22 protein-coding genes are annotated in these 25,756 nt (G+C 65.7%); 13 read left to right on the top strand and 9 right to left on the bottom strand.

What is annotated here, in order from left to right; genetic code table 11:
* Positions 1 to 101: 101 nt before the first annotated feature.
* Entirely contained in the window at positions 102 to 1,325 is a 1,224-nt protein-coding gene (gene pdxH, locus BM193_RS14100; protein WP_092796720.1) for a pyridoxamine 5'-phosphate oxidase, read from the bottom strand.
* Positions 1,326 to 1,438: 113 nt separating this feature from the next.
* Between pdxH and tcdA the strand changes: the two genes are divergently transcribed.
* Positions 1,439 to 2,281, top strand: a complete 843-nt coding sequence (tcdA, locus tag BM193_RS14095; protein ID WP_092796718.1) for a tRNA cyclic N6-threonylcarbamoyladenosine(37) synthase TcdA — start codon at positions 1,439 to 1,441, stop codon at positions 2,279 to 2,281.
* Here the strand turns inward: tcdA and thpR are convergent.
* Positions 2,278 to 2,802, bottom strand: a complete 525-nt coding sequence (thpR, locus tag BM193_RS14090) for an RNA 2',3'-cyclic phosphodiesterase (protein WP_175533280.1) — start codon at positions 2,800 to 2,802, stop codon at positions 2,278 to 2,280. The two genes, tcdA and thpR, sit on opposite strands and share 4 nt — an antisense overlap.
* A 94-nt stretch (positions 2,803 to 2,896) precedes the next feature.
* Here thpR and BM193_RS14085 point away from each other — a divergent pair, with 94 nt between their 5' ends.
* Positions 2,897 to 3,361, top strand: a complete 465-nt coding sequence (locus BM193_RS14085) for an FKBP-type peptidyl-prolyl cis-trans isomerase (RefSeq protein ID WP_092796714.1) — start codon at positions 2,897 to 2,899, stop codon at positions 3,359 to 3,361.
* An 88-nt stretch (positions 3,362 to 3,449) separates the two neighbouring features.
* Complete coding sequence (gene cysK, locus BM193_RS14080) at positions 3,450 to 4,382, top strand: cysteine synthase A (RefSeq protein ID WP_092796712.1); 933 nt, start codon at positions 3,450 to 3,452, stop codon at positions 4,380 to 4,382.
* A gap of 164 nt (positions 4,383 to 4,546) precedes the next feature.
* On the opposite strand, the gene BM193_RS14075 is transcribed toward cysK, so the two are convergent.
* Positions 4,547 to 5,839, bottom strand: coding sequence for an SGNH/GDSL hydrolase family protein (locus BM193_RS14075; RefSeq protein WP_092797194.1), 1,293 nt, complete (start codon positions 5,837 to 5,839; stop codon positions 4,547 to 4,549).
* Between the two features lie 97 nt (positions 5,840 to 5,936).
* On the opposite strand from BM193_RS14075, the gene BM193_RS14070 reads away from it, so the two are divergent.
* Positions 5,937 to 6,842 carry a LysR family transcriptional regulator gene (locus BM193_RS14070; protein ID WP_092796710.1) on the top strand — a complete coding sequence of 302 codons (906 nt, stop codon included), beginning with the start codon at positions 5,937 to 5,939 and terminating at the stop codon, positions 6,840 to 6,842.
* Between the two features lie 113 nt (positions 6,843 to 6,955).
* The gene (locus BM193_RS14065; RefSeq protein WP_092796708.1) at positions 6,956 to 7,357 is read left to right on the top strand and encodes a ribosomal maturation YjgA family protein; all 402 of its coding nucleotides are present in this window, start codon (positions 6,956 to 6,958) and stop codon (positions 7,355 to 7,357) included.
* A gap of 6 nt (positions 7,358 to 7,363) precedes the next feature.
* Here the strand turns inward: BM193_RS14065 and BM193_RS14060 are convergent, their stop codons facing one another.
* From BM193_RS14060 to BM193_RS14050, 3 genes are all read right to left on the bottom strand, one after another.
* Positions 7,364 to 10,177, bottom strand: coding sequence for a M16 family metallopeptidase (locus BM193_RS14060; protein WP_092796706.1), 2,814 nt, complete (start codon positions 10,175 to 10,177; stop codon positions 7,364 to 7,366).
* Positions 10,178 to 10,262: 85 nt separating this feature from the next.
* Positions 10,263 to 10,634, bottom strand: coding sequence for a hypothetical protein (locus BM193_RS14055; protein ID WP_092796704.1), 372 nt, complete (start codon positions 10,632 to 10,634; stop codon positions 10,263 to 10,265).
* Positions 10,634 to 11,362 (bottom strand): P-loop NTPase family protein, encoded by a 729-nt coding sequence (locus BM193_RS14050; protein ID WP_092796702.1) that lies wholly within the window; start codon positions 11,360 to 11,362, stop codon positions 10,634 to 10,636. Before BM193_RS14050 ends, BM193_RS14055 begins: the two co-directional genes overlap by 1 nt.
* A 212-nt stretch (positions 11,363 to 11,574) precedes the next feature.
* On the opposite strand from BM193_RS14050, the gene BM193_RS14045 reads away from it, so the two are divergent.
* Positions 11,575 to 13,356: a GGDEF domain-containing protein gene (locus BM193_RS14045; protein ID WP_254786126.1), complete on the top strand. Its 1,782-nt coding sequence runs from the start codon at positions 11,575 to 11,577 to the stop codon at positions 13,354 to 13,356.
* On the opposite strand, the gene BM193_RS14040 is transcribed toward BM193_RS14045, so the two are convergent.
* On the bottom strand, positions 13,357 to 13,839 hold the full coding sequence (locus tag BM193_RS14040) for a CinA family protein (RefSeq protein ID WP_092796698.1): 483 nt from the start codon (positions 13,837 to 13,839) through the stop codon (positions 13,357 to 13,359).
* A 318-nt stretch (positions 13,840 to 14,157) separates the two neighbouring features.
* On the opposite strand from BM193_RS14040, the gene BM193_RS14035 reads away from it, so the two are divergent.
* The 3 genes from BM193_RS14035 to BM193_RS14025 are packed head-to-tail and all read left to right on the top strand — an operon-like array spanning position 14,158 to position 19,283.
* Positions 14,158 to 14,679 (top strand): TOL_0243 family YfiR-like periplasmic protein, encoded by a 522-nt coding sequence (locus BM193_RS14035; RefSeq protein ID WP_175533279.1) that lies wholly within the window; start codon positions 14,158 to 14,160, stop codon positions 14,677 to 14,679.
* The gene (locus BM193_RS14030) at positions 14,680 to 16,710 is read left to right on the top strand and encodes a sensor histidine kinase, YfiR-like protein-associated (protein ID WP_092796694.1); all 2,031 of its coding nucleotides are present in this window, start codon (positions 14,680 to 14,682) and stop codon (positions 16,708 to 16,710) included.
* Positions 16,707 to 19,283 (top strand): EAL domain-containing protein, encoded by a 2,577-nt coding sequence (locus BM193_RS14025; protein WP_092796692.1) that lies wholly within the window; start codon positions 16,707 to 16,709, stop codon positions 19,281 to 19,283. Before BM193_RS14030 ends, BM193_RS14025 begins: the two co-directional genes overlap by 4 nt.
* Before the next feature lie 2 nt (positions 19,284 to 19,285).
* On the opposite strand, the gene thiL is transcribed toward BM193_RS14025, so the two are convergent.
* A complete protein-coding gene (gene thiL, locus BM193_RS14020) occupies positions 19,286 to 20,266 on the bottom strand; it encodes a thiamine-phosphate kinase (protein WP_092796690.1) in 981 nt (326 codons plus the stop codon).
* Between the two features lie 89 nt (positions 20,267 to 20,355).
* On the opposite strand from thiL, the gene BM193_RS14015 reads away from it, so the two are divergent.
* On the top strand, positions 20,356 to 20,958 hold the full coding sequence (locus BM193_RS14015; RefSeq protein ID WP_092796688.1) for a hypothetical protein: 603 nt from the start codon (positions 20,356 to 20,358) through the stop codon (positions 20,956 to 20,958).
* Here the strand turns inward: BM193_RS14015 and BM193_RS14010 are convergent.
* Positions 20,955 to 21,473, bottom strand: a complete 519-nt coding sequence (locus BM193_RS14010) for a MarR family winged helix-turn-helix transcriptional regulator (protein WP_092796686.1) — start codon at positions 21,471 to 21,473, stop codon at positions 20,955 to 20,957. The two genes, BM193_RS14015 and BM193_RS14010, sit on opposite strands and share 4 nt — an antisense overlap.
* Before the next feature lie 137 nt (positions 21,474 to 21,610).
* On the opposite strand from BM193_RS14010, the gene BM193_RS14005 reads away from it, so the two are divergent.
* The 3 genes from BM193_RS14005 to BM193_RS13995 all read left to right on the top strand — a co-directional run bounded on the left by BM193_RS14005 (position 21,611) and on the right by BM193_RS13995 (position 25,717).
* Positions 21,611 to 22,810 (top strand): MFS transporter, encoded by a 1,200-nt coding sequence (locus BM193_RS14005; RefSeq protein ID WP_092796683.1) that lies wholly within the window; start codon positions 21,611 to 21,613, stop codon positions 22,808 to 22,810.
* A 33-nt stretch (positions 22,811 to 22,843) separates the two neighbouring features.
* Positions 22,844 to 23,206 (top strand): hypothetical protein, encoded by a 363-nt coding sequence (locus BM193_RS14000; RefSeq protein WP_217638421.1) that lies wholly within the window; start codon positions 22,844 to 22,846, stop codon positions 23,204 to 23,206.
* A gap of 192 nt (positions 23,207 to 23,398) precedes the next feature.
* A complete protein-coding gene (locus tag BM193_RS13995; protein WP_092796681.1) occupies positions 23,399 to 25,717 on the top strand; it encodes an NADP-dependent malic enzyme in 2,319 nt (772 codons plus the stop codon).
* Positions 25,718 to 25,756 lie beyond the last annotated feature (39 nt).

Raw genomic sequence — 25,756 nt, 5'->3', positions numbered from 1 at the left:
TGAAGCGGCCGCTGACGCGGCCGCTAATTGAGAAACAATGATCCAAGTACTACACCTTATAGGCTACACCTATATTGCCGAGTTTGCTTTGCACGGTGTCTTCACGGTTGCAAGCGTTGCATGCTCCATTGCCCGTCCGCCCCGCGCGTGTAGACGATGCGGTCGTGGAAACGCGAGCGGCGTCCCTGCCAGAACTCGATGCGTTCCGGTTGCAAACGGTAGCCGCCCCAGTGTTCCGGGCGCGGCGGCGGGGCGTCGCCGATGGCGGCGGCCACGGCTTCATAGTTGCTTTCCAGCGCGGCGCGGTTGGCGATCGGGGCACTTTGTTGCGAGGCAATCGCCGACAGCCGGCTTTGCACGGGGCGCACATTGAAATACTCGTCGCTCTCCGCGGCCGTGGTTTTCACCACCGTGCCTTCGATGCGCACCTGCCGCTCCAGCTCGCGCCAGAAGAACAGCAGGGCCGCGTGCGGGTTCTGCTCCAGCTGCCGGCCCTTGTCGCTGTGGTAGTTCGTGTACCAGGTGAAGCCCCGTTCGTCGAATTGCTTGATCAGCACGATGCGCGAGCTGGGTTTGCCGTCCGCGCTGACGGTCGACAGGCCCATGGCGTTCGGTTCGCTGACTTGCGCCTTGAGGGCCTCGTCGAACCAGGTTTCAAATTGCGCGATGGGGTCGCGCTGCACGTCTTGCTCGGATAACAGCCTTTGCACGTAGTCGATGCGCATGGCGGCCAGGCTGGCGGCGTCATGCACGGGCACGGCGGACGTGGGCGCGGGCGCTGCGGCGGCCTCGGGCGCGATGCCGCGGCGCCGCTGCATGGCAGTGCCCAGCTGTTCCATCTGCTGCGCGCTGAACAGGCGCTTGGCCATCGGCGCCAGCTGCCCCTCTTCCTTGCTCATGTGCGCCTGGTAGGCGGCCACATAGCTGGCCACGCCCTCGGCCGACAGCTGCGTGCCCGTGCCCGCCGCGATAGCGTCCAGCTCCGGGCGCAGGGTCAGCCAGGCCTGGTCCATGCGCTGGTGGTCGGCGAGGATCTCCGGCACCAGCGTCGCCAGCAGCGCCGCGTCCGCCCCCGTGGCGGTGGCCTGCAGCATGGGCATCAGGTCCTGCTCTTCATCGTCATGGTGCAGGTGGGCGGCCTTGTCGAAATATTTTAATACTGCCTGGGCCGCCTGCCGCGCGTCGTCCGTATTGCCGTGCTGCGCCAGGTGGCCCAGCAGGTTTTGCAGGGTCGTCAATTGCTTGCGGATCTTGTCGTGGCAATGCTTGAGCACGGCGATTGGCTGGTCAAAGCCGGGAACGGAGTCGAACAGAGGGGTAGTCATGGCGTGTTCTCATGGTGGGCGGTGTTGGGGCGCGGCGACAATCGAACCTTGTCGCTGTGTCTATTCGGCTATTTTAGAATATCCGCCAGCGCAGTGTCCGTTAAAATGGCGGCATGCATACCTCCACCAATGAACTAATTTCCACGGACTTGACCGAGATCGATTTTGAGCGGCGTTTCGGCGGCATTGCCCGCCTGTACGGCGCCCCCGCGCTGGAACGTTTCCGCGCCGCCCATGTGTGTGTGATCGGCGTGGGCGGCGTCGGTTCCTGGATCGTCGAAGCGCTGGCGCGCAGCGCCGTGGGCCACCTGACCCTGATCGATCTGGACAATGTTGCCGAATCGAACATCAATCGCCAGATCCAGGCCATGAGCGACACCATCGGCAAGGCCAAGATCACGGCCCTGGCGGAACGCATCGAACTGATCAACCCGTTTTGCCAGGTCACGCAGGTCGAAGATTTTATTGCTCCCGACAACCTGGAAGAATTGCTGGGCGGGCGTGATTTCGATTATTTGATCGACGCCATCGACAATGCCAAGGCGAAGGCGGCCGTGATCGCATATTGCCGCGCGCGCAACATTCCCATGCTGACCATCGGCAGCGCGGGCGGCCAGACGGACCCGACGCTCATCGCCGTGCGCGACCTGTCGAAAACGGAACAGGAGCCGCTGCTCAAGCGTGTGCGCAAACTGTTGCGTACCGAATATGGCTTTCCCCGTGGCGTGAAAAACAAATTCAATGTCGATGCCGTGTTTTCCATGGAACCGTTGAGCACGCCCGAGAGCGCGCAAGCATGCGCCATCGATGGCACGGCCACCGGCGTGACGGGCCTCAATTGCGCCGGCTTCGGCTCCAGCGTGGTGGTGACGGCCAGCTTCGGCATGGTGGCGGCCGCGCATGCGCTGAAAAGCTTGCGCCAGGAAAAACCTGCCGCCGTGCCGGCAGCGGCTTAAGTCAGACGGCGGCTTGCCACGATGCGGTAGTCGCCGCTGCTCTTGAACGATTCCACCAGCACCAGTTCGCTGGCTTGCCAGACGATGGCGGGCCGCGCTGTTGCCGGCGCTGGTGGCGGTGGCGCCTGGCGCGCCAGGGTCACGTGCGGCGTGTAGCGGTCGTGCTCGAAGCGGGGCGCCAGGCCTTGCTGCGCCAGCGCCCGCATGCAGGCGCCGCGCAATGCCAGCAGGGCGGGCGATGGCTGTGCCAGGGCGGCCCAGGCGATGGCCAGCCGGGGGAAATGGCTGACGTGGTCAAATTCCAGGGGCATGGCGCGCGCCGGCAGCTGCTCCAGCAGCGCCAGCAGGGCGGGCAATTCGCTGGCCGGGCGCTGGCCCAGGAAGGCCAGGGTCAGGTGCAGCTTGTCCGGGCGCGTGGGTTTGCCGCCGAGGCTGGCTTGCCAGGCGGCCAGGGCCGCCCGCGTGGCCGCATCGGGCCACAGGGCGTAGAACAAGCGTGGAAAGTGTGAACCGGGTGACAAGTTTTTCCTATCGTAGCGGCGGTTTGCTATCATTGGCGTGCCCTGCCATGTTGACGCGCAGGGATCTCACCGAAACTCACTGAAAGAATACATCATGACGCGTAGCTCCGTTTTGTTTGCCCTGATCTGCTCCGTCGCCGCGTCGCTGGCGCAGGCACAGGCGCCAGCCCCTGTTCCCGCCTCCGCCGTATCGATGAGCCCAGGCCCTGTCGCCGATAAATTGATCTTGATCGACAACAAGGTCGGCACGGGCAAGGAAGCGTCCGCCGGCAATACCGTCACCGTGCACTACACGGGTTGGCTGTACCGTCCGCTGGCGAAGAATTCGCGCGGCAAGCAGTTCGACAGCTCCGTCGGCCGTGGCCCGTTCGACTTCCAGCTGGGCAAGGGCATGGTCATCAAGGGCTGGGACCAGGGCGTGGCCGGCATGAAAGTGGGCGGCAAGCGCACCCTGATCATTCCAGGCGAACTGGCGTATGGCCCGCGTGGCGCCGGCAATGGCGATATTCCACCGAACTCGGCACTGATCTTCGACGTGGAACTGCTGGACGTGAAGTAATGGCTTGTTTTACCAGCGGCGCCGCTGCGCGCCGCTGGTAAAACGCGGTAGACTGGGTTCTCCTGTAATTGCTGTGGAGACCACACCCATGAACATCGCCAACGACGTCACTGAACTGATCGGCAACACTCCGCTGGTGCGCATCAACCGCATCGCCGCCGGCTGCACTGCCACCATCCTGGCCAAACTCGAATTCTACAATCCCGCGCACAGCGTCAAGGATCGCATCGGCCTGTCCATGATCGTCGCCGCGGAAAGCGCCGGTAAGATCCATGCCGACACCGTCATCGTCGAGCCCACCAGCGGCAACACGGGCATCGCGCTGGCCATGGTCTGTGCCGCGCGCGGCTACCGCTGCACCCTCGTCATGCCCGACACCATGAGCCGCGAGCGGCGCATCCTGCTGCGCGCCTACGGCGCCGAGCTGGTGCTCACGCCGGGCAGCGAAGGCATGCTGGGCGCCATCCGCAAGGCCGAGGAACTGGTGGCGGCCGATCCGCGCTACCTGATGCTGCAGCAATTCAATAATCCCGCCAATCCCGCCATCCACCGCGCCACGACGGCCGAGGAAATCTGGCGCGACACGGATGGCCAGGTCGACATCGTCGTCGCCGGCGTGGGCACGGGCGGCACGATCACCGGCATCGGCGAAGTGCTGAAGGAGCGCAAGCCCGGCCTGCAAGTGATCGCCGTGGAACCGGAAGCGTCGCCGATGCTGTCGAAGGGCACCAAGGGGCCGCACCCGATCCAGGGCATCGGCGCCGGTTTCGTGCCGCAGATCCTGAACACGGCGATCTACGATGACATCATTTGCGTCAAGAACGACGACGCGTTCGCCACGGCGCGCCTGGCCGCCAGCGATGAAGGCTTGCTGGTGGGCATCTCGTCGGGCGCCGCCCTGTGGGCCGCGCTGCAAGTGGCGCGCCGTCCGGAAAACGCGGGCAAGACCATCGTCACCATCATTCCGTCGTTCGGCGAACGCTACCTGAGCACGGCCTTGTACGCGGGCCTGGGCGACTAGGAACGCCTATCAAAACCTACTGCGCGTCGTAATTTGCGGCCTGCGATGCTCACTGGCTCGGCGCCCCCGTACCTTCGTACAGTTGCGCTTCTCGAGCCAACGGGGGCGCCGAGCCTTCCTTCCGCTCGCTACGGTTTTGTTCGGCGTTGTAAGGTCAGTTACGGCTACCGCGCTGGCAACAGTAGGGACAGGTCTATGCCTTCCGCCAGCGCCCGGTTGCCCGCGTCGCCCGGGTGCAGGTGGTCGCCCGAGTCGTAGGCGGGCAGCAGGCGCTGCGGATGGGCCGGATCGCGCGCCCAGGCGTCGAAGTCCAGCACCGCATCATAGCTGCCGCTGCCGCGTATCCACGCATTGAGCTGCTGGCGCAGCGCATCTTTTTCCTCTTGGTAATAGTCGTCCAGCGGCGTGCCCGGCAGGGCTCCGCCGAACGGCGTCAGGGTGGCGCCGATCACGCGCACGCCACGGCTGCGCGCCTGGGCGATCAGCTGGGCGTAGCCGGCCTTCAGCGCTTCCAGCGTGGGCCGCTTTTCCTGCCGCGCGAACGCCGTGCCGGGCCAGCTGATATCGTTGATGCCGATCAGGACAATCACCGCGCGCACGCCCGGTTGATGCAAGACGTCGCGCTCGAAGCGCGCCAGGGCGTTCTCTCCCATGCCGTCGGACAACAGCCGTCCACCGGAAATGCCCGCATTGAGCACGGCCACGCCGTGCGGCGCCAGTCGTTCGGCCAGCACGTCGGGCCAGCGCGTATCTTGTCCCAGGCTGGCGCTGGCGCCGTCGGTGATCGAGTCGCCGAGGATGGCCACCGCTTGGGCCGCCGGCGCCGCCTCCACCTCGATGGCACTGAGCAAGATGCGCGCCGTGGTGGTCTGCACGCCGGGCGCGTCATCGATGCGCATGGCGCGCGTCTGGTCCTGCGGCGCCAGCCACGCCGTCTCGCGCCCATCCCAGTGAAAGGTGGTGGCCGGCGTACGGTGCGGCACGTACATGCTCACCGCCAGCCGCGCCAGGTCCGGCACGCTGAGCGTGACGGGATCGCTGATCAGGGGCGCGCCCGGCGCCACTGTGGCCGATGGCTGGCCGGCAAACGTCAGCGTGCGCAGGCTACCCGCTTCGATGGCCGAACCGGAAGCGGCCAGGGCCACGCTGGCCGCGCCTATGCGCAGCGGCAACTTGCCATACGCATTCGACAGCACGATGCGCACGCGCCGGCCGCCCACGCTGACGCGCGCCACCTGGCGCACGGTCTGCCCGTGCAGCACGGCCGGCACGTTGGCTGGAAGCACAAAGTCGCTGCCCCATACGGCTTGCGGACTGGCCGTCCAGCTGGCCAGCCAGGCGGCGGGAGGCCGGGCCACGGCATCGGCCGCGCTGGCGGGGGCGCTGCTCAGGGATAAGCTCAGGGATAAGCTCAGGGCCAGCGCGGCGCTGGCGGGGAAGGCAGGCAGGGAAGTCATGGTGTCAGGCTCCGTCAAGGGGATGCGCCATGATGCCGTTCCTGCCTTTTATGCACTAGACTGTCATAGAGAAGAACATTTATGAGTTGAATTCACAATGGGCAGAGTCGACGTCAACCGCTCGGGCGAGCTGGAAATTTTTGTCAGGGTTATCGAACTGGGCGGCTTTTCAGCGGCCGCGCGCGCCTGCGGCATAACGCCGTCGGCCGTCAGCAAGCTGGTGTCGCGGCTGGAGCGGCGCCTGGGCGCGCGCCTGCTGAACCGTTCCACGCGCCAGCTGCAGCTGACGGCCGAAGGCTGCGGCCTGTATGAACGGGGCGTGCAGGTGCTGGCGGCGCTGGACGAGGCCGAACGCTGCGCGGGCGTGCAGGATGTCCCGCGCGGCAAGATCAGGGTGAATGCGAACGTGCCGTTCGGCCAGCATTTTTTGTTGCCGCTGGCGCCGCTGTTCCTGGAACGCAATCCCGAGGTGACGCTCGACATCGTGCTCACCGATACCGTCGTCGATATCCTCGAGCAGCGCGCGGACGTGGCCGTGCGGGCCGGTCCCCTGGCCAGTTCGAGCCTGATGGCGCGCAAGCTGGGCCGGACGCGCATGCTGATCGTGGCGGCGCCGTCTTACCTGGCGCGGCGCGGCACGCCGCTGCTGCCGGCCGAGCTGGCCTCGCACAACCTGCTGGACGCCAATTACGCGCGTTCGCGCTCGGGCTGGCCGCTGCGCCAGGCCGGTGGCGACATCGTTGTGCCCGTCACGGGCAATGCGCAGGCCAGCGACGGCGAAGCCTTGCGGCAACTGGCGCTGGCGGGACTGGGACTGGCGCGCCTGGCCGCCTTCCAGGTGCGCGCCGATATCGCGGCCGGCCGCTTGCAGGCCGTGCTGGAAGACTGCAATCCGGGCGACAGCGAAGACGTGCACGCCGTCTACGTGGGGCAGGGCGGTCATTTGCCGCTGCGCGTGCGCGCCTTGCTTGATTTCTTGGCGGAACAGGTGAAGCTCGATTGAACTTGCTTTGACGAAATATGCGCCAGGCGGGCCCGGCAGGAGCAGTACAATATCGCCATACAATAAATGCAGGCCGCAATGGTTCGGCCAGCATCGTGTCTGTGAATGGAAATATGTTCCTGGTAAAACCTGAACGCCGCCGCCTGCTGCAGGTGGGCGCGACCGTGGCTGTCATCGCGCTGGGCCTGGCCTCGCGCGCCTATCCCCAGTATCTTCCTGCTGCCTTGGGTAAATATCCGGGCGACGCCCTGTGGGCCATGATGATCGTCTTTGCGCTGGGCGCCATCGCCACGCGCATGCGCACCTGGCAGCTGACCCTGTGGTCCTTGCTGATCTGCTTTGGCGTCGAGTTCAGCCAGCTGCTCCAGGCGCCCTGGCTCGTTGCGCTGCGCGCCCATCCGCTGGGGCACCTGGTACTGGGGTCGCACTTCGGCTGGGTCGACCTGATCGCCTACACGGCCGGCGTGGCGGTCGCGGCGCTGGTGGATGCGGCGGCGCTGTTCAGGCGCCGCTAGTCCCGCTTACTTGACGTTACCCTCGGCGTCGCGCACTTCCACGGGCGCCAGTTTCAGCTTCGACAATTGCGGGGCGATCTTCGCCTGGTCGCCCACGCCGATGACGATCAGCTTTTCCGGCTGCAGGTATTTCTTCGCCACCTGCTGCACCTGCTTGTCCGTCACGCCCGCAAAGCGCTGTGGCAGGGTGGCGTAGTAGTCCAGGCCCAGGTCGTAGATATACGTGCTGGCCATGCTGGCGCTGATGCTGGCGTTCGTCTCGAACTGGCCCGGCAGCGACAGCACCTGCGAATTGCGCGCATTCGACAACTCCTTGGCGCTTAAGGGCTTGGCGATCATGGCACGGATTTCCTTGAAGGTTTCCGATACGGCCGCGCCCGTCACATCGGTGCGCACGCCGGCGGCGATCGAGAACGGTCCCGGCTGGCGGCGATACTGGAATTGCGAGCGCACGCCATACGTGTAGCCCTTTTCCTCGCGCAGGTTATTGCTCAGGCGACTCGTAAACAAGCCGCCCAGCGCCGCGTTCATCACTTGCAGCGGCGCATAGTCGGGCGTGGAGCGGGCCACGGCGATGGTCGACAGGCGCACGGCCGTCTGCGGCGCGCCCGGCTTGTCAACGAGGATCAGCCTGGCTTTCGTCGTGGCCGGCGCCGCCGCCACTGACGGCGCCACCGCGCCCGCCTTCCAGCCGCCGAACTTGGCTTCGGCCAGCGCCTTCAATTCCGCTGCGCCGATATCGCCCGAGACGATCAGGGCCGCATTGTTGGGCAGGTAGTGCTGCTGCCAGAACGCCTGCAGGTCGGCGCGGCTGGTGGCTTTCAGGGCCGCTTCCGTGCCCAGCTGGATGGTGCCATACGGATGCTGCGGGCCGTACAGGGCGGCCGCTTCCACGCGGGCCGCCACGGCCCCCGCGTTTTCGCGCTGCTGCGCCAGTTCGCCGATGCGGCTGGCGCGCTGGCGCTCGACTTCCTCTTGCGGGAATTGCGGGTGCTGCACCACGTCGGCCAGCACGTCGAGCGCTTGCGGGAAGGTGGTTTTCAGCGACGTCAGCTGGGCGAACGACGCATCCGCGCCGGAACCCGTGCCGAGAAAAGCACCGAGTTGCGCCACGTCATCGGCGATCTGCGGCGCGCTGCGCGTACTGGTGCCTTCCTGCAGCAATTGCGCCGTAAAGCTGGACAAGCCCGGCTGCGCCAGCGGATTGGCGCCCGAGCCGCTTTTTACTACCAGCTGGCTGGAAATCAGCGGCACGGCCGGGTTGTAGTTGTGGATCACCGTCAAACCATTGCTCAGGGTAAATGCGGTGGCTTGCGGCAGCACGATCTTCGGCGCGGGACCGGCCTTCGGCACGGCGTTGCGCCATGGCTCGTCCGCATTGATGGCCGTGCCTGGCGCCGGCTTGACCTTGCCCGGCGCGGGCGTGGCCACTTCCGGACCCAGGTCCGGCGTGCCCGGCACGCCATACACCACCACGCGCGCCTGGTTTTTCAGGTAGGTGTCGACGGCGCGCTGCACGCCGGCCGCCGTCACCTTGCGGTAGCGCTCGATATCCTTGCCCAGGTAGCCGGGATCGCCCAGGTACTGGTTGTACTGGTTCATCAGGTTGGCGTTGCCGCCCACTTTTTCCACCTGGCTCAACATCGCGGTTTCGATGCTGTTGCGGGCCCGCTCGATTTCCTTCTCGCTGGGTCCCTTGGCGCGCAATTGCTCCAGTTCCGCCTGCATGGCTTGCTCGATTTCCTCGGGCTGGTGGCCGGGGCGGGCCGTCACGTCGATGGTGAACACGGAGGTGAGGGCGTTCGAACTCTGGTTGGCGCCCACGTCCTGGGCGATCTGCTTGTCGTACACCAGGGATTTATATAAACGGCTGGACTTGCCGCCGGCCAGGATTTGCGCGGCCATCGACAGTTCCGCATCGTCGGGCGCGAAGGCGGACGGCGTCAGCCAGGCCATGAAGACGCGCGGCAGCTCGACCCGGTCCGGCACCACGATGCGGCGTTCCTGCGTGATGGGCGGCGTCACCACGTCGGGCTTGGCCACGGCGGGGCCGCTCTTGAAGCTGCCGAAATACTTGTTGACCAGTTCCTTGGTCTTCGCCTTGTCGATGTCGCCCGCGATCACCAGGCTGGCATTGTTGGGGCCATAGTATTTGGTAAAGAATTCCTTGATGTCGGCTAACTTTGCATTCTGGATATCCGCGTGGGAACCGATGACGCTGGCGTAGTACGGGTGGGTCTTCGGAAACAGCTGGTGGTACAGGGCTTCCTGCACGATGCCGTAGGGCGCGTTTTCCACGCTCTGGCGGCGTTCGTTGCGCACCACGTCCTGCTGGTTCGTCAGCGCTGTCTGGTCGAGCACGTCAAGCAGGTAGCCCATGCGGTCGGAATGGGCCCACAGGGCCAGTTCCAGCTGGTTCGATGGCACCGTATCGAAATAATTGGTGCGGTCGAAATCCGTGCTGCCGTTCGAATCGGTGGCGCCCGCGCCTTCCAGCAACTGGTCGGCCATGCCGCGCGGCACGTGCTTGGTGGCGGCAAACATCATGTGCTCGAACAAGTGCGCAAAGCCCGTCAGGCCCGGCGCCTCGTTCGCGGGCCCCACGTGGTACCAGATGTTGACGGCCGTGACAGGCAATTTATGGTCTTCCACGAGTATCACGTCGAGGCCGTTCGGCAAGGTGTATTTTTCGTAGGCGATATGCGGCACGGCCGTGGCGCCCGTCGCGACGGCCGCATCGGCGGCGTGGCTGAGGGTGAGCGGGGCGCCGTACAGCGACAGCATCAGGGCGGGGATGGCCAGCAGTTTGATCGGTTTCATGCGTGCTTCCAGAAGAGGGTGGGAAGAATGCTGCGGTAGCCTGCGGCTGGCGCCGTGGCTGCCGCAGGTGTTGCCGATGATACATTTATTTATACAGCAGCGCCGCCCCGCCCAGCACCAGCAGGGCACAGGCCAGGGACACGATGGCGGCGGCGGCCAGCAAGCGCCATTCGCGCGGCGTGAAGCGGGCCGCCCCGGCCGGCGATGGCGCGGACTGGGGCTGGGGCTGGGGTGGGGGCGGGGGCTGGGCCGGCGCGGGCTGGGCCGGCAAGCCGCCCGTGGCGCGCGCCTGTGCCGCCAGCGCCTGCGTGGCGGCGTCCAGCAGGGCCAGCTGGCGCTCGACGGTGTCCGCCAGCACCGCTTCGTTCAAGGCCACCAGGGCGAAGATCGGGTCGTCCACGTCGACTTTGATGCCCGTCTTGTCGAACACGTGGCTGCGCAGGGCGTGCCGGTCCACTACCACTGCACCTTGTCCAGTTGTTCGAAGATGTCGCGGTAGACGACCTTGATGCGCTGCTTTTCCATGATGTTGAACTTGTCGTTCTGCAGCACTTCCTGCATCGTCAGGCGCGCCGTGTTCATCTTCTTGACGTCGGCGCCAAAGGTGTCGGGATTGCGCTGGCTCAGGGTGATGCTGCCTTTGACGCGCGCGCGGTTGTCGGCATACGATTGCGATTCGACGAATTGCTTGCCGGACGCCGATTGCAGCAGGCCGAAGTGTTCGTTTTGCCACAGCACCAGCGGCACCTTCGTCGATTGCGCCGTGGCGACAAACCCCGTGGCCGTGTCGTGCAGGGTGTCGCCGCCGCCGACGATGGTGTGGATATACACCTTGCGGCCCGACTCTTCCAGCAGGGAAAAGCAGTCGTTTTCCAGCAGGTAGCCCATCAGCGGCGAAAAGGTATTCGCGCCATTGTCGACCACGCAGTTGCCGTCTTCTTCCAGGATATCGATCATCAGCGCATCGAAGCGTTTCGGGTCGATGTTGCGCGCATCCGTCATCACGGGCACGTGCTTGACGTTCATCGCCTTGTAGCGCGAAAAGGTGGCGTTTTCCTGGTCGGTGTCATAGCAGCGCAGCGGCGTGCCATCCTTGCCGCCCATCCATTGCGCCAGCAGGGTCGAGACGAGGGTCTTGCCGATGCCGCCCTTGCCCTGCAAGATGAAATGTACCGTGTTTTGCATTGCGACTACTCCAAGTTGTTGCGTCAGTGACTACAAAAGTTCCGTGACAGCGGCGATTGCTCCCGGCCAGACTGCAACTGGCATTTTTACCACAATCCTTTGCAAATATGCCATGGGGAAGAGCGAATCTGGTTATGATGTTAATCAGGATACCATTGATGCAGAGCAAGTTTTGTGTGAAAAATCCACCCCAGAGTGTGAACGAGGACGTAGTGCCGATCTCCAGTCTCGATAAAGCTGACATAGACCGCCTCAATCAGCAAGCGCTGTCTTGCCTGGTCGGCAACCGGCGCCAGGCGCGGCGCCTGGCGCAGATGGCGCTGGCGGCGGCGCAGCGCCAGCAGTATGCGCGCGGCGGCGCATATGCCGAACTGAACCACTGCTGGCTGGCGTATTACGCGGGGGAGCCGGAACCGGCGTGCGCGCCGCTGCGCGATTACTTCCAGCAGACGGGCGACCTGGAAGGCGGCATGGAAATGGCCGCCCTGCAGGGCGCATATGCGAGCCGGCGCGGCGAGTTTGCCGATGCGGAACAGCATTTCCTGCTGGCGCGCAGCCAGGCCGCGCAGATTCCCGATTCGCTGCATAAATTCATGCTGTACGCGCGCCTGGGCGTCGATGCCCTGAACCGTGGCGACACGCAGGACGGTCCGCGCAACTTCCTGCTGGCGCTCGATATCGCCGAGCGCTTCGGCAGCCCCGCGCACCGCGTCAACAGCCTGTCGAACCTGGCCTCGTCGCAGCACGACCTGGGCAACGATGAAGACGCCATTCCCCTGCTGGTCGAGGCGCTCGAGATCATCGGCACGCAAAAGCTCAAATACCAGCAAACCATCGTCTCGGCCAACCTGGCCATGTGTCTGCTGGCCACGGGCAAGCCGGCCGAGGCGCTGGCGCTGGTCGAGCCGTTTTACGAGTGGCCGGAAGAAGACCTGGCCGTGCGCGCCTTTTTGTTCTGCATCGCCGCGCATGCGGCCATCCTGCTGCAGCGGCCCGCCAGCGCCCTGCAATTGCTGCTGCGCGCCGAAGAATACGCGCGCCGCGGGCAGGACCTGGAAGAGCAGATGCATGCCTGGCTGGTGCGCGGCAAGCTGGACCTGCATGCGGGCCAGACGGCGCAGGCGCTGGCGTCGCTGACACAGGCGCACAGCCTGTTGAGCTGGACATGCAATCCGTTTCACCAGCAACAGATCCTGCGCGGACTGGCCGAGATCAATGCCCAGCTGGGGGAATGGCAGACGGCATATGGTTTCCTGCAGCAATACCAGGCCGCCTTCGAGGCCAGCAGCAAATCGGCGCGCGCCTCGCGCAGCCTGATGCGCAACCTGGAAAAGGAAATGCACAGCCTGAAGGCCGAGCGCGACAAGGCGCTGGAGCTGCAGGCGGCGCGCGAGTCGGAAAACGTCAAGCTCGAGCACCTGAACCGCGAACTGGCGCACCAGATCCTGCATGTCAATTCCCTGCAGGACAGCCTGAAGGAACAGGCCATGCGCGATCACCTGACGGGCCTGTACAACCGCCGCCATTTTGAAACCTGTTTGAACGCCATCTTGCACGGGGCCGATGCGGATGCGCCCGTCTCGATCGCCATCATCGACCTGGATTTCTTCAAGCGTGTCAACGATACGTATGGGCACAACTTTGGCGACGAGGTGCTGATCCAGTTCGCGCGCCTGGTGGAGAGTCAGTTGCGCGGCAGCGACATGCTGTGCCGCTATGGTGGCGAGGAATTCTGCCTGCTGTTGCGCGAAGCCGACAGCGTGATCGCCGCGCACAAGATCGACGACATCGCCGCCCGCTACCGCCAGTTGCTGATCCGCCAGGCGCCGCACAGCTTGACGGGCTGCACCTTTTCCGCCGGCATCGCCGAATACCCGCGTCATGGCGCCGGCCGCCATGAATTGCTGATGCGCGCCGACAGCGCCCTGTATGCGGCCAAGCAGGCGGGCCGCGACCGCGCCTGCATCGCCGAGATCAGCGGCGGCGTGGCTTGATCAGCCGATAAAGCGCAGCAGTTCCTGCAGGGCATGCGTCACGGCCTGCTCGCGCACGGCCTGGCGGTCGCCCGCAAATACCCGCCGCTGCGTCAGCACACGCCCGTCCATGGCCCAGCCGAAGCAGACGGTGCCGACGGGCTTGCCCGGTACGCCGCCCGTGGGGCCGGCGATACCGGTGGTCGAGACGGCCACCTGGGCGTCGCTGTGCGCCAGGCTGCCTTGCGCCATGGCGGCGGCCACTTCCTCGCTGACGGCGCCGTGCGCGGCGATCAGCTCGGCCGGCACGCCCAGCATGCTGGTCTTGGCGCCATTGGAATAGGTGACGAAACCCCGCTCGAACCAGACGCTCGAGCCGCTGATGTCGGTGACGGCCTGCGCCACGCCGCCGCCCGTGCACGATTCCGCCGTGGCCAGCAGCAAGCCACGGGCCTGCAAAGCATGGCCGACGGCAGTGGAAAGGGCGAGGAGAGCGGTATTCATGCGGGATGCCTGCTAGCGGTGGGGAGATAGCGTGACTGTAGCATGGCCTACGGTAAAAGAAACTTTCCCCGCTATCAGCGAAAATGCGTACACTCTTTTATACATTTGCTACCAATCTGGGCTGGCAGGCGTTCTGCCGCTGCTCCACGCTGGTTCGCATCGCCCCTATTGGGACGCGGCATGGCGCCGCGCCTTCGAACGCATTATCTTTACTCGGTTGTCATGGCACTTCTGAACTGGACCTGGCGGCAGCAAGCTGGCCCCTTGTGTCACCCCTTGCACGGTGCTCGCCGCCGGCCACTCCGATGGGGCTGGCTATTGTTGCTCCTGAGCGTGCTGTGCACCGGTACGCGGGCGCAAGTGCCCGGCGAGCTGGAACGCCAGGTGAAGGCCGCGTATCTGTACAAGTTCGCCGGTTTTGTCGAGTGGCCCGACGGCAGCTTCGCCCGCCCCGATGCGCCGCTGGTGATCGGCGTGGCCGGCGCCGATGCGCTGGCCGAGCAGCTGGAGCTGAGCGTGGCGGGCCACAGCGTCAACGGGCGCAGCGTGCAGGTGAAGAAGGTGCGCCGTGGCGAGACGCTGGCCGGCTTGCACGTGCTGTACCTGGGCGCGCTGGAGAAGGCCGTGTTGCAGGAGATGCTGGCCGCCAGCCGCGGCCTGGCGTTGCTGACGGTCTCCGATTCGGATGAGGTCTATGCCATGGGCAGCATGATCAATTTTGTGATGGCGGAGGACAAGGTGCGTTTCGACGTGGCCCTGAAACCCGTGGCGCAGGCGCATATCCGCATCAGTGCGCGCATGCTGCTGGCCGCCTATCGCGTGCAGACGGGAGGCGCATAGATGATCAGGCTGCGTTCCATCCGCCGCAAGCTGATGTCGGTGGTCTTGCTGACCACCCTGGTGGCGCTCGTCATTTCGCTGGGCACCATCGTCGTCTACGACTTGCGCGCCTACCACCGCAACCTGGTGGCCGACATCAGTACCCAGGCCGAGCTGCTGGGGCACATGAGTTCGGCCGCGCTGGCCTTCGACGATGACCGCCTGGCGCTGGAAAACCTCAACCTGATGCGCATCCGCCCGCGCGTGACGGCCGGCGCCCTGTACAAGGCCGATGGCAGCCTGTTTGCCAGCTACCGCGCCAGCGCGCAGGCGGCGGCGCCGCCGGCGCACGTCGGCAAGGAGGGCGAAAGCATCGCCGGCAAATCGGTCGAATTGTTCAAGCCCATCGTCGACAATGGCGAGCTGCTGGGCACCGTCTACCTGCGCGCCGACTATGAGCTGGCGGGCCGCACGGTCGACTACCTGGCCATCGCCCTGGGCGTGACGGTGCTGGCGCTGCTGGTGGCCTTGCTGCTGCTGCGCCGCCTCGACCACGTGATCACGCAGCCGATCCTCGACATCGCCGACGTGGCCCGCGAAGTGATCGAGACGGGCGACTATTCGCGCCGCGCGCGCAAGCTCAGCGCCGATGAAGTGGCGCAGCTGGTCGACTCCTTCAACAAGATGCTGGCCGAGATCGAACTGCGCACGCAGGCGCTGGAGCGTTCGAACGGCGAGCTGGCGCGCGAGGCGGAACAGCGCGCCCAGGCGCAGCAGGAAGTCATGCGCCTGAACCAGGAGCTGGAAGTGCGCGTGCATGAACGCACGGTGCAGCTGGAAATGACGAATGGCGAACTGGCCATGGCGATGGAAGAGGCGCGCAGCGCCAACTACGCCAAGTCGGCCTTCCTGTCGTCGATGAGCCATGAATTGCGCACGCCCCTGAATGCCATCCTCGGCTTCGCGCAAATCCTCAGCTCCGACCGCCTGCCGTCGACCCTGGCGCAAAAGAAGGAATTCGCCGGCCATATCCTGAAATCGGGACGCCACTTGCTGACACTGATCAATGAAATCCTCGACCTGGCGAAGGTCGAATCGGGCACCGTCAACCTGTCGCTCGAGCCGGTGGCGCTGGACGCCATCTTGCAGGAATGCCGCGACATGATCGCGCCGCTGGCCAGCCAGCGCGGCATCGGCATGGCCTTTCCCGACGCCTGCCCGCTGAACGTGCTGGCCGACCGCACGCGCCTGAAGCAGATCCTGCTCAACCTGCTGTCGAATGCGCTCAAGTACAACCGCGAACACGGCACGGTGAGCGTCGCGTGCGGAGTGCAGCCGGGCGGGCGCGTGCGCATCAGCGTGCGCGACACGGGCATCGGCCTCGATAGCGACCAGGTGGCGCTGCTGTTCCAGCCGTTTAACCGCCTGGGGCAGGAAGGCGGCACGGAAGAGGGCAGCGGCATCGGCCTGGTGGTCACCAAGCGCCTGGTGGAACTGATGGACGGCCATATCGGCGTGACCAGCGAGGCGGGCGTGGGAAGCACCTTCTGGATCGAGCTGCGCGTGGCTGAAAGCGTGCCGCTACCGGTGTCGCCGGCCCTGCCGCGGCCGGATCTGGCCGGCGCGCTGCTCGACAACAGCGCGCCTGTCACCTTGCTGTACGTGGAAGACAATCCCGCCAACCTCACCCTGGTCGAGGAAATCGTGCGCTACTGCCCGCAACTGCGGCTGCTGACGGCCAGGGATGGCCGCCTGGGCGTGGACATGGCGCTCACGCAGTTGCCGCAGGTGATCCTGATGGACATCAACCTGCCGCACATTAACGGCACCGACGCCTTGAAACTGCTGCGCGCCGACCCGCGCACGGCGCACATTCCCGTCATCGCCCTGACGGCCAATGCCATGCCGGGCGACGTCGAACGCAGCATGGCACAGGGTTTTTACCGCTACCTGACCAAGCCGATCAACCTTGAGGAATTCACCGAGGCGATCAACAGCACCCTGGCTTACGTGGCGCAGCAGCGCCGGCAGAAGGGAACAGGCGCGCCATGATCAGCCAGGCCGACATCTATGGCGCGAAAATCCTCATCGTCGACGATCAGGAAGTCAATCTGCGCCTGCTCGAGCATCTGCTGGAAAGCGGCGGCTACACGGCCATCAGCAGCACCCTCGACGCGCGCGCCGTGGCGGGCCTGCACCAGCGCCACCAGTTCGACCTGATCATCCTCGACCTGGTGATGCCGGCCATGAGCGGCTATGCCGTGATGGATGCGCTGCGCCCGCTGGAGCTGGAAGGCTATTTGCCCGTGCTGGTGATCGCCGCCGACCCGGACGCCAAACTGGCCGCGCTGGAGGCGGGCGCGCGCGATTTCATCAGCAAGCCATTCGATGCGCTCGAAGTGCTCACGCGCATCCGCAACATGCTCGAAGTGCGGCTGCTGCACCGCGCCGCGCGCCAGTACAACGCGCTGCTGGAACGCACGGTGGGCCAGCGCACGGCGGAACTGCAGCGCTTCCGCGGCGCCATGGATGCCACCACGGATGCCATCTTCCTCGTCGACGTGCTGGGCATGGCCCTGGTCGACGTCAACGATGGCGCCTGCCGTCTGCTGGGCTATGCGCGTGCGCAGCTGCTGTCGCTGTCGCCGGGCGCCTTGCTGCCTTCGCCGCCGCCCGCGCCGCTGGTCACGCTGCAGGGCGGCCCGGCCCACCTGGCGACGGAAGTGACGGAATGCGAGCTGGTACGGCACGACCTGAGCCTGGTGCCGGTGGAATTGAGCTGGCACTGGTATGCGCAGTCGCCGGTGCCGGGGGGACATGCGGCGGGCGGCCTGCTGCTGATCGCCGTGGCGCGCGACATCAGCGAACGGCGCCAGGCGCAGGAACGCCTGAAGCACCTGGCCCACTACGACGGCTTGACGGGGCTGCCGAACCGCAGCCTGTTCTACCAGACCCTGGCCCAGGCCGTCGAACTGGCGCAGGAAAAAAGCTGGCGCATCGTGGTGCTCTTCATCGCGCTGGACCGCTTCAAAAGCATCAACGACACCCTGGGCGCGGCGCTGGGCGACGAGCTGCTGCGCCAGTTCAGCAACCGCCTGGTCGAGTGCGTGCGCCTGCGCGACACGGTGGGGCGTCTGGGCAACGACGAATTCGCGCTGATCCTGACCATGAGCCGCAACCAGCAGGAAGCCGTGGCGGTGGCCAACCAGGTGCGCGAAGCGCTGCGCGCGCCGTTCGACTTGCGCGGCCATGCGGCCACCCTGACGGCCAGCATCGGCATCGCCATGTATCCGGACGACGCCACCGACCCGGAAACCCTGATCAAGTACGCGAATACGGCCATGGGCGGCGCCAAGCAGGCGGGCCGCGACGGCTACCGTTTTTTCACGGCCGGCATGAACGTGCAGGTGCTGGCGCGCCTCGACCTGGAACTGGCGCTGCGCCATGCGCTGGAACACGAGCAGTTCATCCTGTACTACCAGCCCAAGGTGGATTTGCGCACGGGGCGCATCAGCGGCGTGGAAGCGCTGCTGCGCTGGCGCCGTCCCGGCTACGGCCTGGTGGCGCCGGCCGAATTCGTGCCGGTGCTGGAAGACACGGGCCTGATCGTGCGCGTGGGCGCCTGGGTGATCCACGCCGCCTGCCGCCAGATCGCCGAGTGGCGCGATAGCGAAGTGGGCCCCGTGCACGTGGCCGTGAACGTGTCGAGCCGCCAGTTCGCCGAGGGCGACCTGGAAGGCGAAGTGACGCGCGCGCTGGCGCAGCACCGCCTGGCGCCCGAGTTGCTGGAACTGGAACTGACGGAAACGGCGCTGATGTCGAACGCCGAGCGCACCATCGTCGTGCTGGGGAAACTGAAAAAAATCGGCGTGAAGGTGGCCATCGACGATTTCGGCACCGGTTATTCCAGCCTCGCGTATCTGCAGCGCTTCCCCATCGACAAGCTGAAGATCGACATCGCCTTCGTGCGCAACATCACCAGCAACCCGAACGACGCGGCCATCGCGCTGGCCATCATCAGCATGGCGCACAGCCTGAAACTGAGCGTGGTGGCCGAAGGCGTGGAATCGCGCCCGCAGCTGGAATACCTGCGGCGCAACCGCTGCGATGAAATCCAGGGCTTTTATTTCAGCCGCGCCCTGCCGGCGCTGGAACTGGGCCAGATGATCGGCGCCGGCGCCGGCCTGCCGCCGGGCCACGACCCGGCCGCGCAGCCGGCGCAGACGCTGCTGATCGTCGACGACGACGTCAACGTGCTGTCGTCGCTGCACCGCCTGTTCCGCCCCGAGGGCTACCACATCCTCACGGCCAGCACGCCGGCCGAAGGCTTCGAGATGCTGGCGCTGCACCGCGTGCACGTCATCGTCTGCGACCAGCGCATGCCCAGCATGAGCGGCACGGAATTCCTCAGCAAAGTGAAGGAGCTGTACCCGGAAACCATCCGCATCATCCTCTCCGGCTACACGGGGCTGGAAGCGGTGCTCGACTCGATCAACCGGGGCGCCATCTACCGCTTCTACACGAAACCGTGGGACGACACCCAGCTGCGCGACAACATCCGCCTGGCCTTCCAGCACTACTGGATGGTGAACCAGCCGGGGCTGGCGCGCGCGGCGGTGCGCTAAGGTTAGTCGCTGAAGTGGTCGAACGACGATAACCGCAGATCGAGCGGCAGTCCCTGTGCATCGACCAGCCGCAAGCCCGCCTGCGCCTCGATGCGGCCCACGCGCGTGGCGGGCGTGCCGCAGCTGATCGCCAGGGCGGCGATGGCGTCGCGCGAGGATGCCGGCGCCGTGAAGCACAGTTCATAGTCGTCGCCGCCGGCGGCCGTGTAGCGGCGGCGCAGTTGCGCATCCTGCCGCGCCAGTATCGGGCCGGCCGGCAGGGCGTCGACGTCGAGCGTGGCGCCCACTTGCGACGCTTTCAAGATGTGTCCCAGGTCGCCCGCCAGGCCATCCGAGATGTCGATGGCCGCATGCGCCAGGCCCTGTTCCGCCAGCGCGCAGCCCAGCGCCACGCGCGGCGTGGGCGTGTGCATGCGCGCGGCGGCCATCAGCAGGTCGGCTGGCGCCAGTTCCTGTTCCATGCGGTAGCCGGCCAGTGCCAGGCGCGCGTCGCCCAGGGTGCCGCTGACCCAGATATCGTCGCCCGCCACGGCCGCGCTGCGGCGCAGGGCCTGGCCCGGCGCCAATTCGCCGAACACGGTGATGCAGATATTCAGCGGGCCCCTGGTGGTGTCGCCGCCAATCAGCTCGCAATCAAACGCGTCGGCCAGCGCGAACAGGCCCTCGGCAAAGCCGGCCAGCCAGGCGCGTTCCGCTTGCGGCAGGGCCAGGGCCAAGGTAAATGCCACGGGACGCGCGCCCATGGCGGCCAGGTCGGACAGGTTCACGGCCAGGCTTTTGTGCCCCAGCATGCGGGCATCGGCGCCGGCAAAGAAGTGCCGGTCCTCGACCAGCATGTCCGAGGAGATGGCGATCTGCTTGCCCGCGCCGGGCGTGAGCAGCGCGCAATCGTCGCCGATGCCCAGGGTGGCGCGGCCGGGGCGCTGGCGCACGAAATAGTGTTTGATCAGGTCGAATTCGGAAAGCGCGTCGTGTGGGGCCATGGCGTTGTGTGTGCGTTGAATGATGGTGTGGCCCGGCTATTATAGGCTGGCCTACAATACGGGCCTTTGCCACTGCCGAACAACTTGCCATGCCCATTTCCGATATTCACGTCTTACTGCAATCCTGGCTCGATCACGGCTGGCTGCGCGAGCCGCAAGCCGTCGGCCTGGCCACCTTCGAGGCGCAGGAGCTGGTGGCGCATGGCTTCGACGCCATCAGCGACGGCGGCCAGCTGTGCCTGTACGAGGACGAGCGCCTGTTCCGCCGTGGCAAACGGCCCGTGCAGGCGTCGTTCAAGGCGTATCTGCAGCGCGGCCAGCTGGGCGCGAATGGCCTGGACCTGGGCTATCAGGTGCGCCTGGCCGGTTTCCTGCGCGCGGCGCAGCCCTTGCCGGCGTTTCGCGTGCTGCTGGAACAGGGCGGCCGCAGCGGCGCCCTGCTGTTCGACAGCGGCCTGGTGCTGCAGTTTGCCGCCAACTTGCGCGGCAAGCCCCGCCATTACTATCTGACCCTGGTCGAGGGCCACGTGGCCGACGCCGAGCTTCCCGACCGCGACAGCGATATCGACTTGCGCGCGGCCAGCGTGGGCCATGTCCAGGCCCTGTACGACAGCCGCGACCCCGCCGACCTGCAGCGCCTGGCCCGGCGCGGCCATGCGGCGCTGCGCGAGCTGGCGCAGCTGCTTTCCTAGCGCTTCGCCTGCGCCATGCCGTGCAGCAGCTTGGCCAGCAACTGGTCGAGCTGGCGCTGCTCGTCCGCGCTCAAGGCGTCCAGCATCCTGCGCTCGTTCTCCACGTGCAGCAGCACCAGCCTTTCAATCAATTCCACTCCCTTGGGCGTCAACGCCACCAGCACGCCGCGCCGGTCCGTCGGGTGCTTTTGCCGTTCGATCAAGCCTGCCGCTTCCAGCCGGTCGATGCGGTTGGTCATGCCGCCCGACGACAGCATGGCCGCTTCATACAGGGCCGTCGGCGTCAGCGCATACGGCGCGCCCGAGCGGCGCAAGGTCGCCAGCACGTCGAATTCACCGGGCTGCAAGCCGTGTTCCGCGAACAGGGGGTTGAGCCAGTCGCGCGCCATCAGCTGCGCCACCGTGCCCAGCTGGCCGACCAGCTGCATGGCGCGCGTATCCATTTGCGGCAGTTCGCGTTGCCATTGTTGGGCGGCAAATTGCGCGCGCGTATGTTCTTGCGGGGTATCAGTCATGGGGTATCCGGGTATCTTTGGATCATCTATCTCGACCTCAAGATAACTTTCTATCTTTATGTTAAGATACTTTTCATCGAGTCATATTTTGATGACGCATTAAACCATGTGCCTCCCTGCGAGGCAAGGACTATCCCATGCCATCCCAACGACCTGCTCCTTCCGCGCTTCCCTCGTCCGCCTTGCTGGTGGCCGCCATCATTCTGCTGGGTCTGAACCTGCGCCCCATTCTGGCGGCCATCGGTCCCTTGCTCGACAGCATCCAGGCCAGCACGGGCATCAGCAATGCCGACGCAGGCTTGCTGACCACCGTGCCCGTGTTTGCCATGGGCGTGTGCGCGCTGGCTGGCGCGCAGCTGCAGCGGCGCCTGGGCGTGGCGCGCGGCATTGCGCTCGGCATCGCCATCATCGCTGGCGCCTGCGCGCTGCGCTGGCCCTTGCACGGCAGCGGCGGCCTGATCGCCACGGCGGCCCTGGGCGGCCTGGGCATCGCGCTGGTGCAGGCGCTGTTGCCGGCTTTCATCAAGCGCCATTTCCCCGAGCGGGCCGGGCAATTGATGGGTTTTTATACGACGGGCATCATGGGCGGCGCGGCCATTGCCGCCGCCTCCGCCTCGCCGCTGGCGCAAAGCTGGGGCTGGAATGCGCTGCTGGCCCTGTGGGCGCTGCCCGCCGTGGCGGCCGCGCTGCTGTGGCGCCGCGCCGCCGCCTCGCGCGTGGAGGCGGCCAGCGGCGCGGGCGCCAGCCTGCCCGTGGGCAGTGGCCGCGCCTGGCTGCTGATGGTGTTCTTTGGCATCGGCACGGGCGCCTACACGCTGGTGCTGGCCTGGCTGCCGCCGTTTTATACGGAGCTGGGCTGGAGCGCCGCCGACAGCGGCTTGCTGCTGGGCGGCCTGACCCTCGTGGAAGTGCTGGCGGGACTGGTGATTTCCAGCGTCATCCACCGCTTCCCCGACCGCCGCATCCTGCTGTTGCCGGTGCTGCTGGCCGTGCTGGGCGGCCTGGCTTGCCTGATCGCCGCGCCCGCGCAACTGGCCATCCCCGCCGTGATCCTGCTGGGCTGCGGCATCGGCGCGCTGTTCCCCCTGTCGCTGATCGTCAGCATGGACCACGTGGTTGAGCCGGCCGGTGCCGGCGCCCTGCTCGGTTTCGTGCAGGGCGGCGGCTACATCATCGCCAGCAGCATGCCCTTCATCGCCGGCCTGATCCGCCAGCATGCGTCCAGCCTGGCGCAGGCGTGGATGGTGATGGCGGGCGGCGTGGTGCTGTTGCTGCTGATCGCCGTGCGCTTCGCGCCGGGGGCGCGGCTGGCGGCGCCGGCAGCGAAAATCGCGTAGGCTGTCGCTTTTTCCAGAAAGAAAGAGGTCGCCATGGCTGCCCCCCCTGCCGCGCCGCCCTCGCTGCTGCCGGCCAACCGCCGCATCGTGCTGTCCGGCGAGGATGCGCTGCGCATCCTGCGCGAGATCGAATTTTTGTTGATATCGCTGCATCACATCGGCCGCCATTATTATCCCGACGGCGACGATGGCGGCGCCGATGCCCTGCGCCGCGCCCAGTACTGCGCGGAAACGACGCGCTTCATCGACGAGGAGCAAGCGACGACCCGCCTGGCGCTGATGCGCCGCATCCTGTCCGCGCCATTCGACACCAGCCTGGGCGACGACGACATGGACGATATCGAGCGCGCCGTCGCCGCGCTGCCGCTGTGGCGCGCGCCTGGTCAGCGATCATAAAAAACAATTAAAACCTTAAAATTGATAGTTTTTCCTGTTGGGGACGTTTGCGCTGCCGGACGGCCTTACAATGGCAGGTTATGCGTTTTCGTGATATCAGACTGTGGCTAGCGGAAAATACCTAGCTAATTGAAAGAATCGGTCTGATAAAATCCGAAACACCCGATCGACCAAACAGGAAGGCAGCACAGCATGGATTCGTCATCTGATAAAAAAGAAGAATTGCGTCAACAATTGCGCTTGGCCGCACTCGAGTATCACGAGTGCCCGCGCCCCGGCAAAATCAGCGTGACGCCCACCAAACAACTGACCAACCAGCGCGACCTGGCCCTGGCCTACTCGCCAGGCGTGGCCGCCCCCTGCGAAGAAATCGTCATCGATCCGGCGAATGCGTATAAATATACGGCGCGCGGCAACCTGGTGGCCGTCATCACCAACGGCACGGCCGTGCTGGGACTGGGCAATATCGGCCCGCTGGCCGCCAAGCCGGTGATGGAAGGCAAGGGCGTGCTGTTCAAGAAGTTCGCCGGCATCGACGTCTTCGACATCGAGATCAACGAATCGGACCCGGATAAACTGGTCGACATCATCGCCGCGCTGGAACCGACCTTCGGCGGCGTGAACCTGGAAGACATCAAGGCGCCCGAGTGCTTCTACATCGAGCGCCAGCTGCGCGACCGCATGAAGATTCCCGTCTTCCATGACGACCAGCACGGCACCGCCATCATCGTCGGCGCGGCCATCCTGAACGGCCTGAAAGCCGTCGGCAAGAAGATCGAGGACTGCAAGCTGGTCGTCTCGGGCGCGGGCGCGGCCGCGCTGGCCTGCCTGGACCTGATCGTCGACCTGGGCTTCCCCCTGAAAAACATCTACGTCACCGACCTGGCCGGCGTCGTCTACAAGGGCCGCACGGAACTGATGGACCCGGACAAGGAACGCTTCGCGCAAGACACGCCGCTGCGCACCCTGGCCGAGATCATCCCGGACGCCGACATCTTCCTCGGCGTGTCCGCCGGCGGCGTGCTGAAACAGGACATGGTGCGCAAGATGGCGCCGAACCCGCTGATCTTGGCGCTGGCCAACCCGAATCCGGAAATCCTGCCGGAAGAAGTCAAGGCCGTGCGCAGCGACGCCATCATCGCCACGGGCCGTTCGGACTATCCGAACCAGGTCAACAACGTGCTGTGCTTCCCGTACATCTTCCGCGGCGCCCTCGATTGCGGCGCCACGACGATCACGCGCGAAATGGAAATTGCCGTGGTGCACGCGATCGCCGACCTGGCGCATGCCGAGCAGTCGGACATCGTCGCCACCACGTACGGCATCAGCAACCTGTCGTTCGGCCCTGAATACCTGATTCCGATGCCGTTCGATCCGCGCTTGCTGATCAAGATCGCGCCCGCCGTCGCCAAGGCGGCCGAGGATTCCGGCGTCGCCACGCGTCCGATCAAGGACCTGCAGGCGTATGCGGACAGCCTGCAGCAATTCGTCTACCGCAGCGGCACCTTCATGAAGCCGCTGTTCCTGATGGCCAAATCCACGCCGGCCGAGCTGAAACGCATCGTCTACGCCGAAGGCGAAGAAGAGCGCGTGCTGCGCGCCGTGCAGGTGGTGGTCGATGAAAAACTGGCGCGTCCCATCCTGGTGGGCCGCCCGCCCGTGCTCGAAGCGCGCATCCAGAAATTCGGCCTGCGCCTGAAGCAAGGCGTCGACTTCGACGTCATCAACCCGGACTTCGACGAGCGCTACCGCGATTACTGGAACACGTATTACGCGATGACCAGCCGCAAGGGCGTCACCGAGGAATACGCGAAGCTGGAAATGCGCCGCCGCCATACCCTGATCGGTTCGATGATGATCCACAAGGGCGACGCCGACGGCATGATCTGCGGCACCTTCGGCACCACCCAGCTGCACCTGAAATACATCGACCAGGTGCTGGGCAAGCGCGCCGGCAGCAATGTGTATGCCGCCATGAACGTCTTGATCATGCCGGAACGCCAGCTGGTGATGGTCGACACCCACGTCAACGAAAACCCGGACGCGGATCAATTGGCCGAGATCACCATCATGGCCGCCGAAGAGATGACCCGCTTCGGCCTGTCGCCGCGCGCGGCCCTGCTGTCGCACTCGAACTTCGGTTCCAGCGACAGCGCCTCGGCGCAAAAGATGCGCGCCGCGCTGGCCATCGTCAAGGAACGCGCGCCGGATCTGGAAATCGACGGCGAGATGCACGGCGATACGGCCCTCGACAGCAAGCTGCGTCAAAAACTCATGCCCAATTCGGCCTTGAAGAACGACGCCAACCTGCTGGTCATGCCGAACATCGAGTCGGCCAACATCGCCTACAACCTGGTGAAAACGGCGGCCGGCAACGGCATCGCCGTCGGCCCGATCCTGCTCGGCTGCGCCAAGCCCGTGCACATCCTGACGCCATCGGCCACCGTGCGCCGCATCGTCAACATGACGGCGCTGTGCGTGGTCGACGCCGTCGCCCAGCGTAAAGTCTAAGCGTTAGCTGCACATGAAAAGCCGCCCCGTCCGCAAGGA

The sequence above is a fragment of the Janthinobacterium sp. 344 genome (genome assembly GCF_900112025.1).
Taxonomy (GTDB): Bacteria; Pseudomonadota; Gammaproteobacteria; order Burkholderiales; family Burkholderiaceae_D; genus Janthinobacterium.
The sequence above is the reverse complement of the archived record's forward strand: the minus strand, read 5'-3'. Positions and strand labels throughout refer to the sequence as shown.

Coding starts and splice junctions, on each gene's coding strand:
- tcdA (WP_092796718.1), top strand. CDS start 1,439: ATGCATACCTCCACCAATGAACTAATTTCCACGGACTTGACCGAGATC.
- BM193_RS14025 (WP_092796692.1), top strand. CDS start 16,707: ATGATCAGCCAGGCCGACATCTATGGCGCGAAAATCCTCATCGTCGAC.
- thiL (WP_092796690.1), bottom strand. CDS start 20,266: ATGGCCCCACACGACGCGCTTTCCGAATTCGACCTGATCAAACACTAT.
- BM193_RS14085 (WP_092796714.1), top strand. CDS start 2,897: ATGACGCGTAGCTCCGTTTTGTTTGCCCTGATCTGCTCCGTCGCCGCG.
- BM193_RS14000 (WP_217638421.1), top strand. CDS start 22,844: ATGGCTGCCCCCCCTGCCGCGCCGCCCTCGCTGCTGCCGGCCAACCGC.
- BM193_RS14030 (WP_092796694.1), top strand. CDS start 14,680: ATGATCAGGCTGCGTTCCATCCGCCGCAAGCTGATGTCGGTGGTCTTG.
- BM193_RS14040 (WP_092796698.1), bottom strand. CDS start 13,839: ATGAATACCGCTCTCCTCGCCCTTTCCACTGCCGTCGGCCATGCTTTG.
- BM193_RS14070 (WP_092796710.1), top strand. CDS start 5,937: ATGGGCAGAGTCGACGTCAACCGCTCGGGCGAGCTGGAAATTTTTGTC.
- BM193_RS14005 (WP_092796683.1), top strand. CDS start 21,611: ATGCCATCCCAACGACCTGCTCCTTCCGCGCTTCCCTCGTCCGCCTTG.
- BM193_RS14065 (WP_092796708.1), top strand. CDS start 6,956: ATGTTCCTGGTAAAACCTGAACGCCGCCGCCTGCTGCAGGTGGGCGCG.
- BM193_RS14075 (WP_092797194.1), bottom strand. CDS start 5,839: ATGACTTCCCTGCCTGCCTTCCCCGCCAGCGCCGCGCTGGCCCTGAGC.
- cysK (WP_092796712.1), top strand. CDS start 3,450: ATGAACATCGCCAACGACGTCACTGAACTGATCGGCAACACTCCGCTG.
- BM193_RS14010 (WP_092796686.1), bottom strand. CDS start 21,473: ATGACTGATACCCCGCAAGAACATACGCGCGCGCAATTTGCCGCCCAA.
- BM193_RS13995 (WP_092796681.1), top strand. CDS start 23,399: ATGGATTCGTCATCTGATAAAAAAGAAGAATTGCGTCAACAATTGCGC.
- BM193_RS14060 (WP_092796706.1), bottom strand. CDS start 10,177: ATGAAACCGATCAAACTGCTGGCCATCCCCGCCCTGATGCTGTCGCTG.
- BM193_RS14050 (WP_092796702.1), bottom strand. CDS start 11,362: ATGCAAAACACGGTACATTTCATCTTGCAGGGCAAGGGCGGCATCGGC.
- BM193_RS14015 (WP_092796688.1), top strand. CDS start 20,356: ATGCCCATTTCCGATATTCACGTCTTACTGCAATCCTGGCTCGATCAC.
- pdxH (WP_092796720.1), bottom strand. CDS start 1,325: ATGACTACCCCTCTGTTCGACTCCGTTCCCGGCTTTGACCAGCCAATC.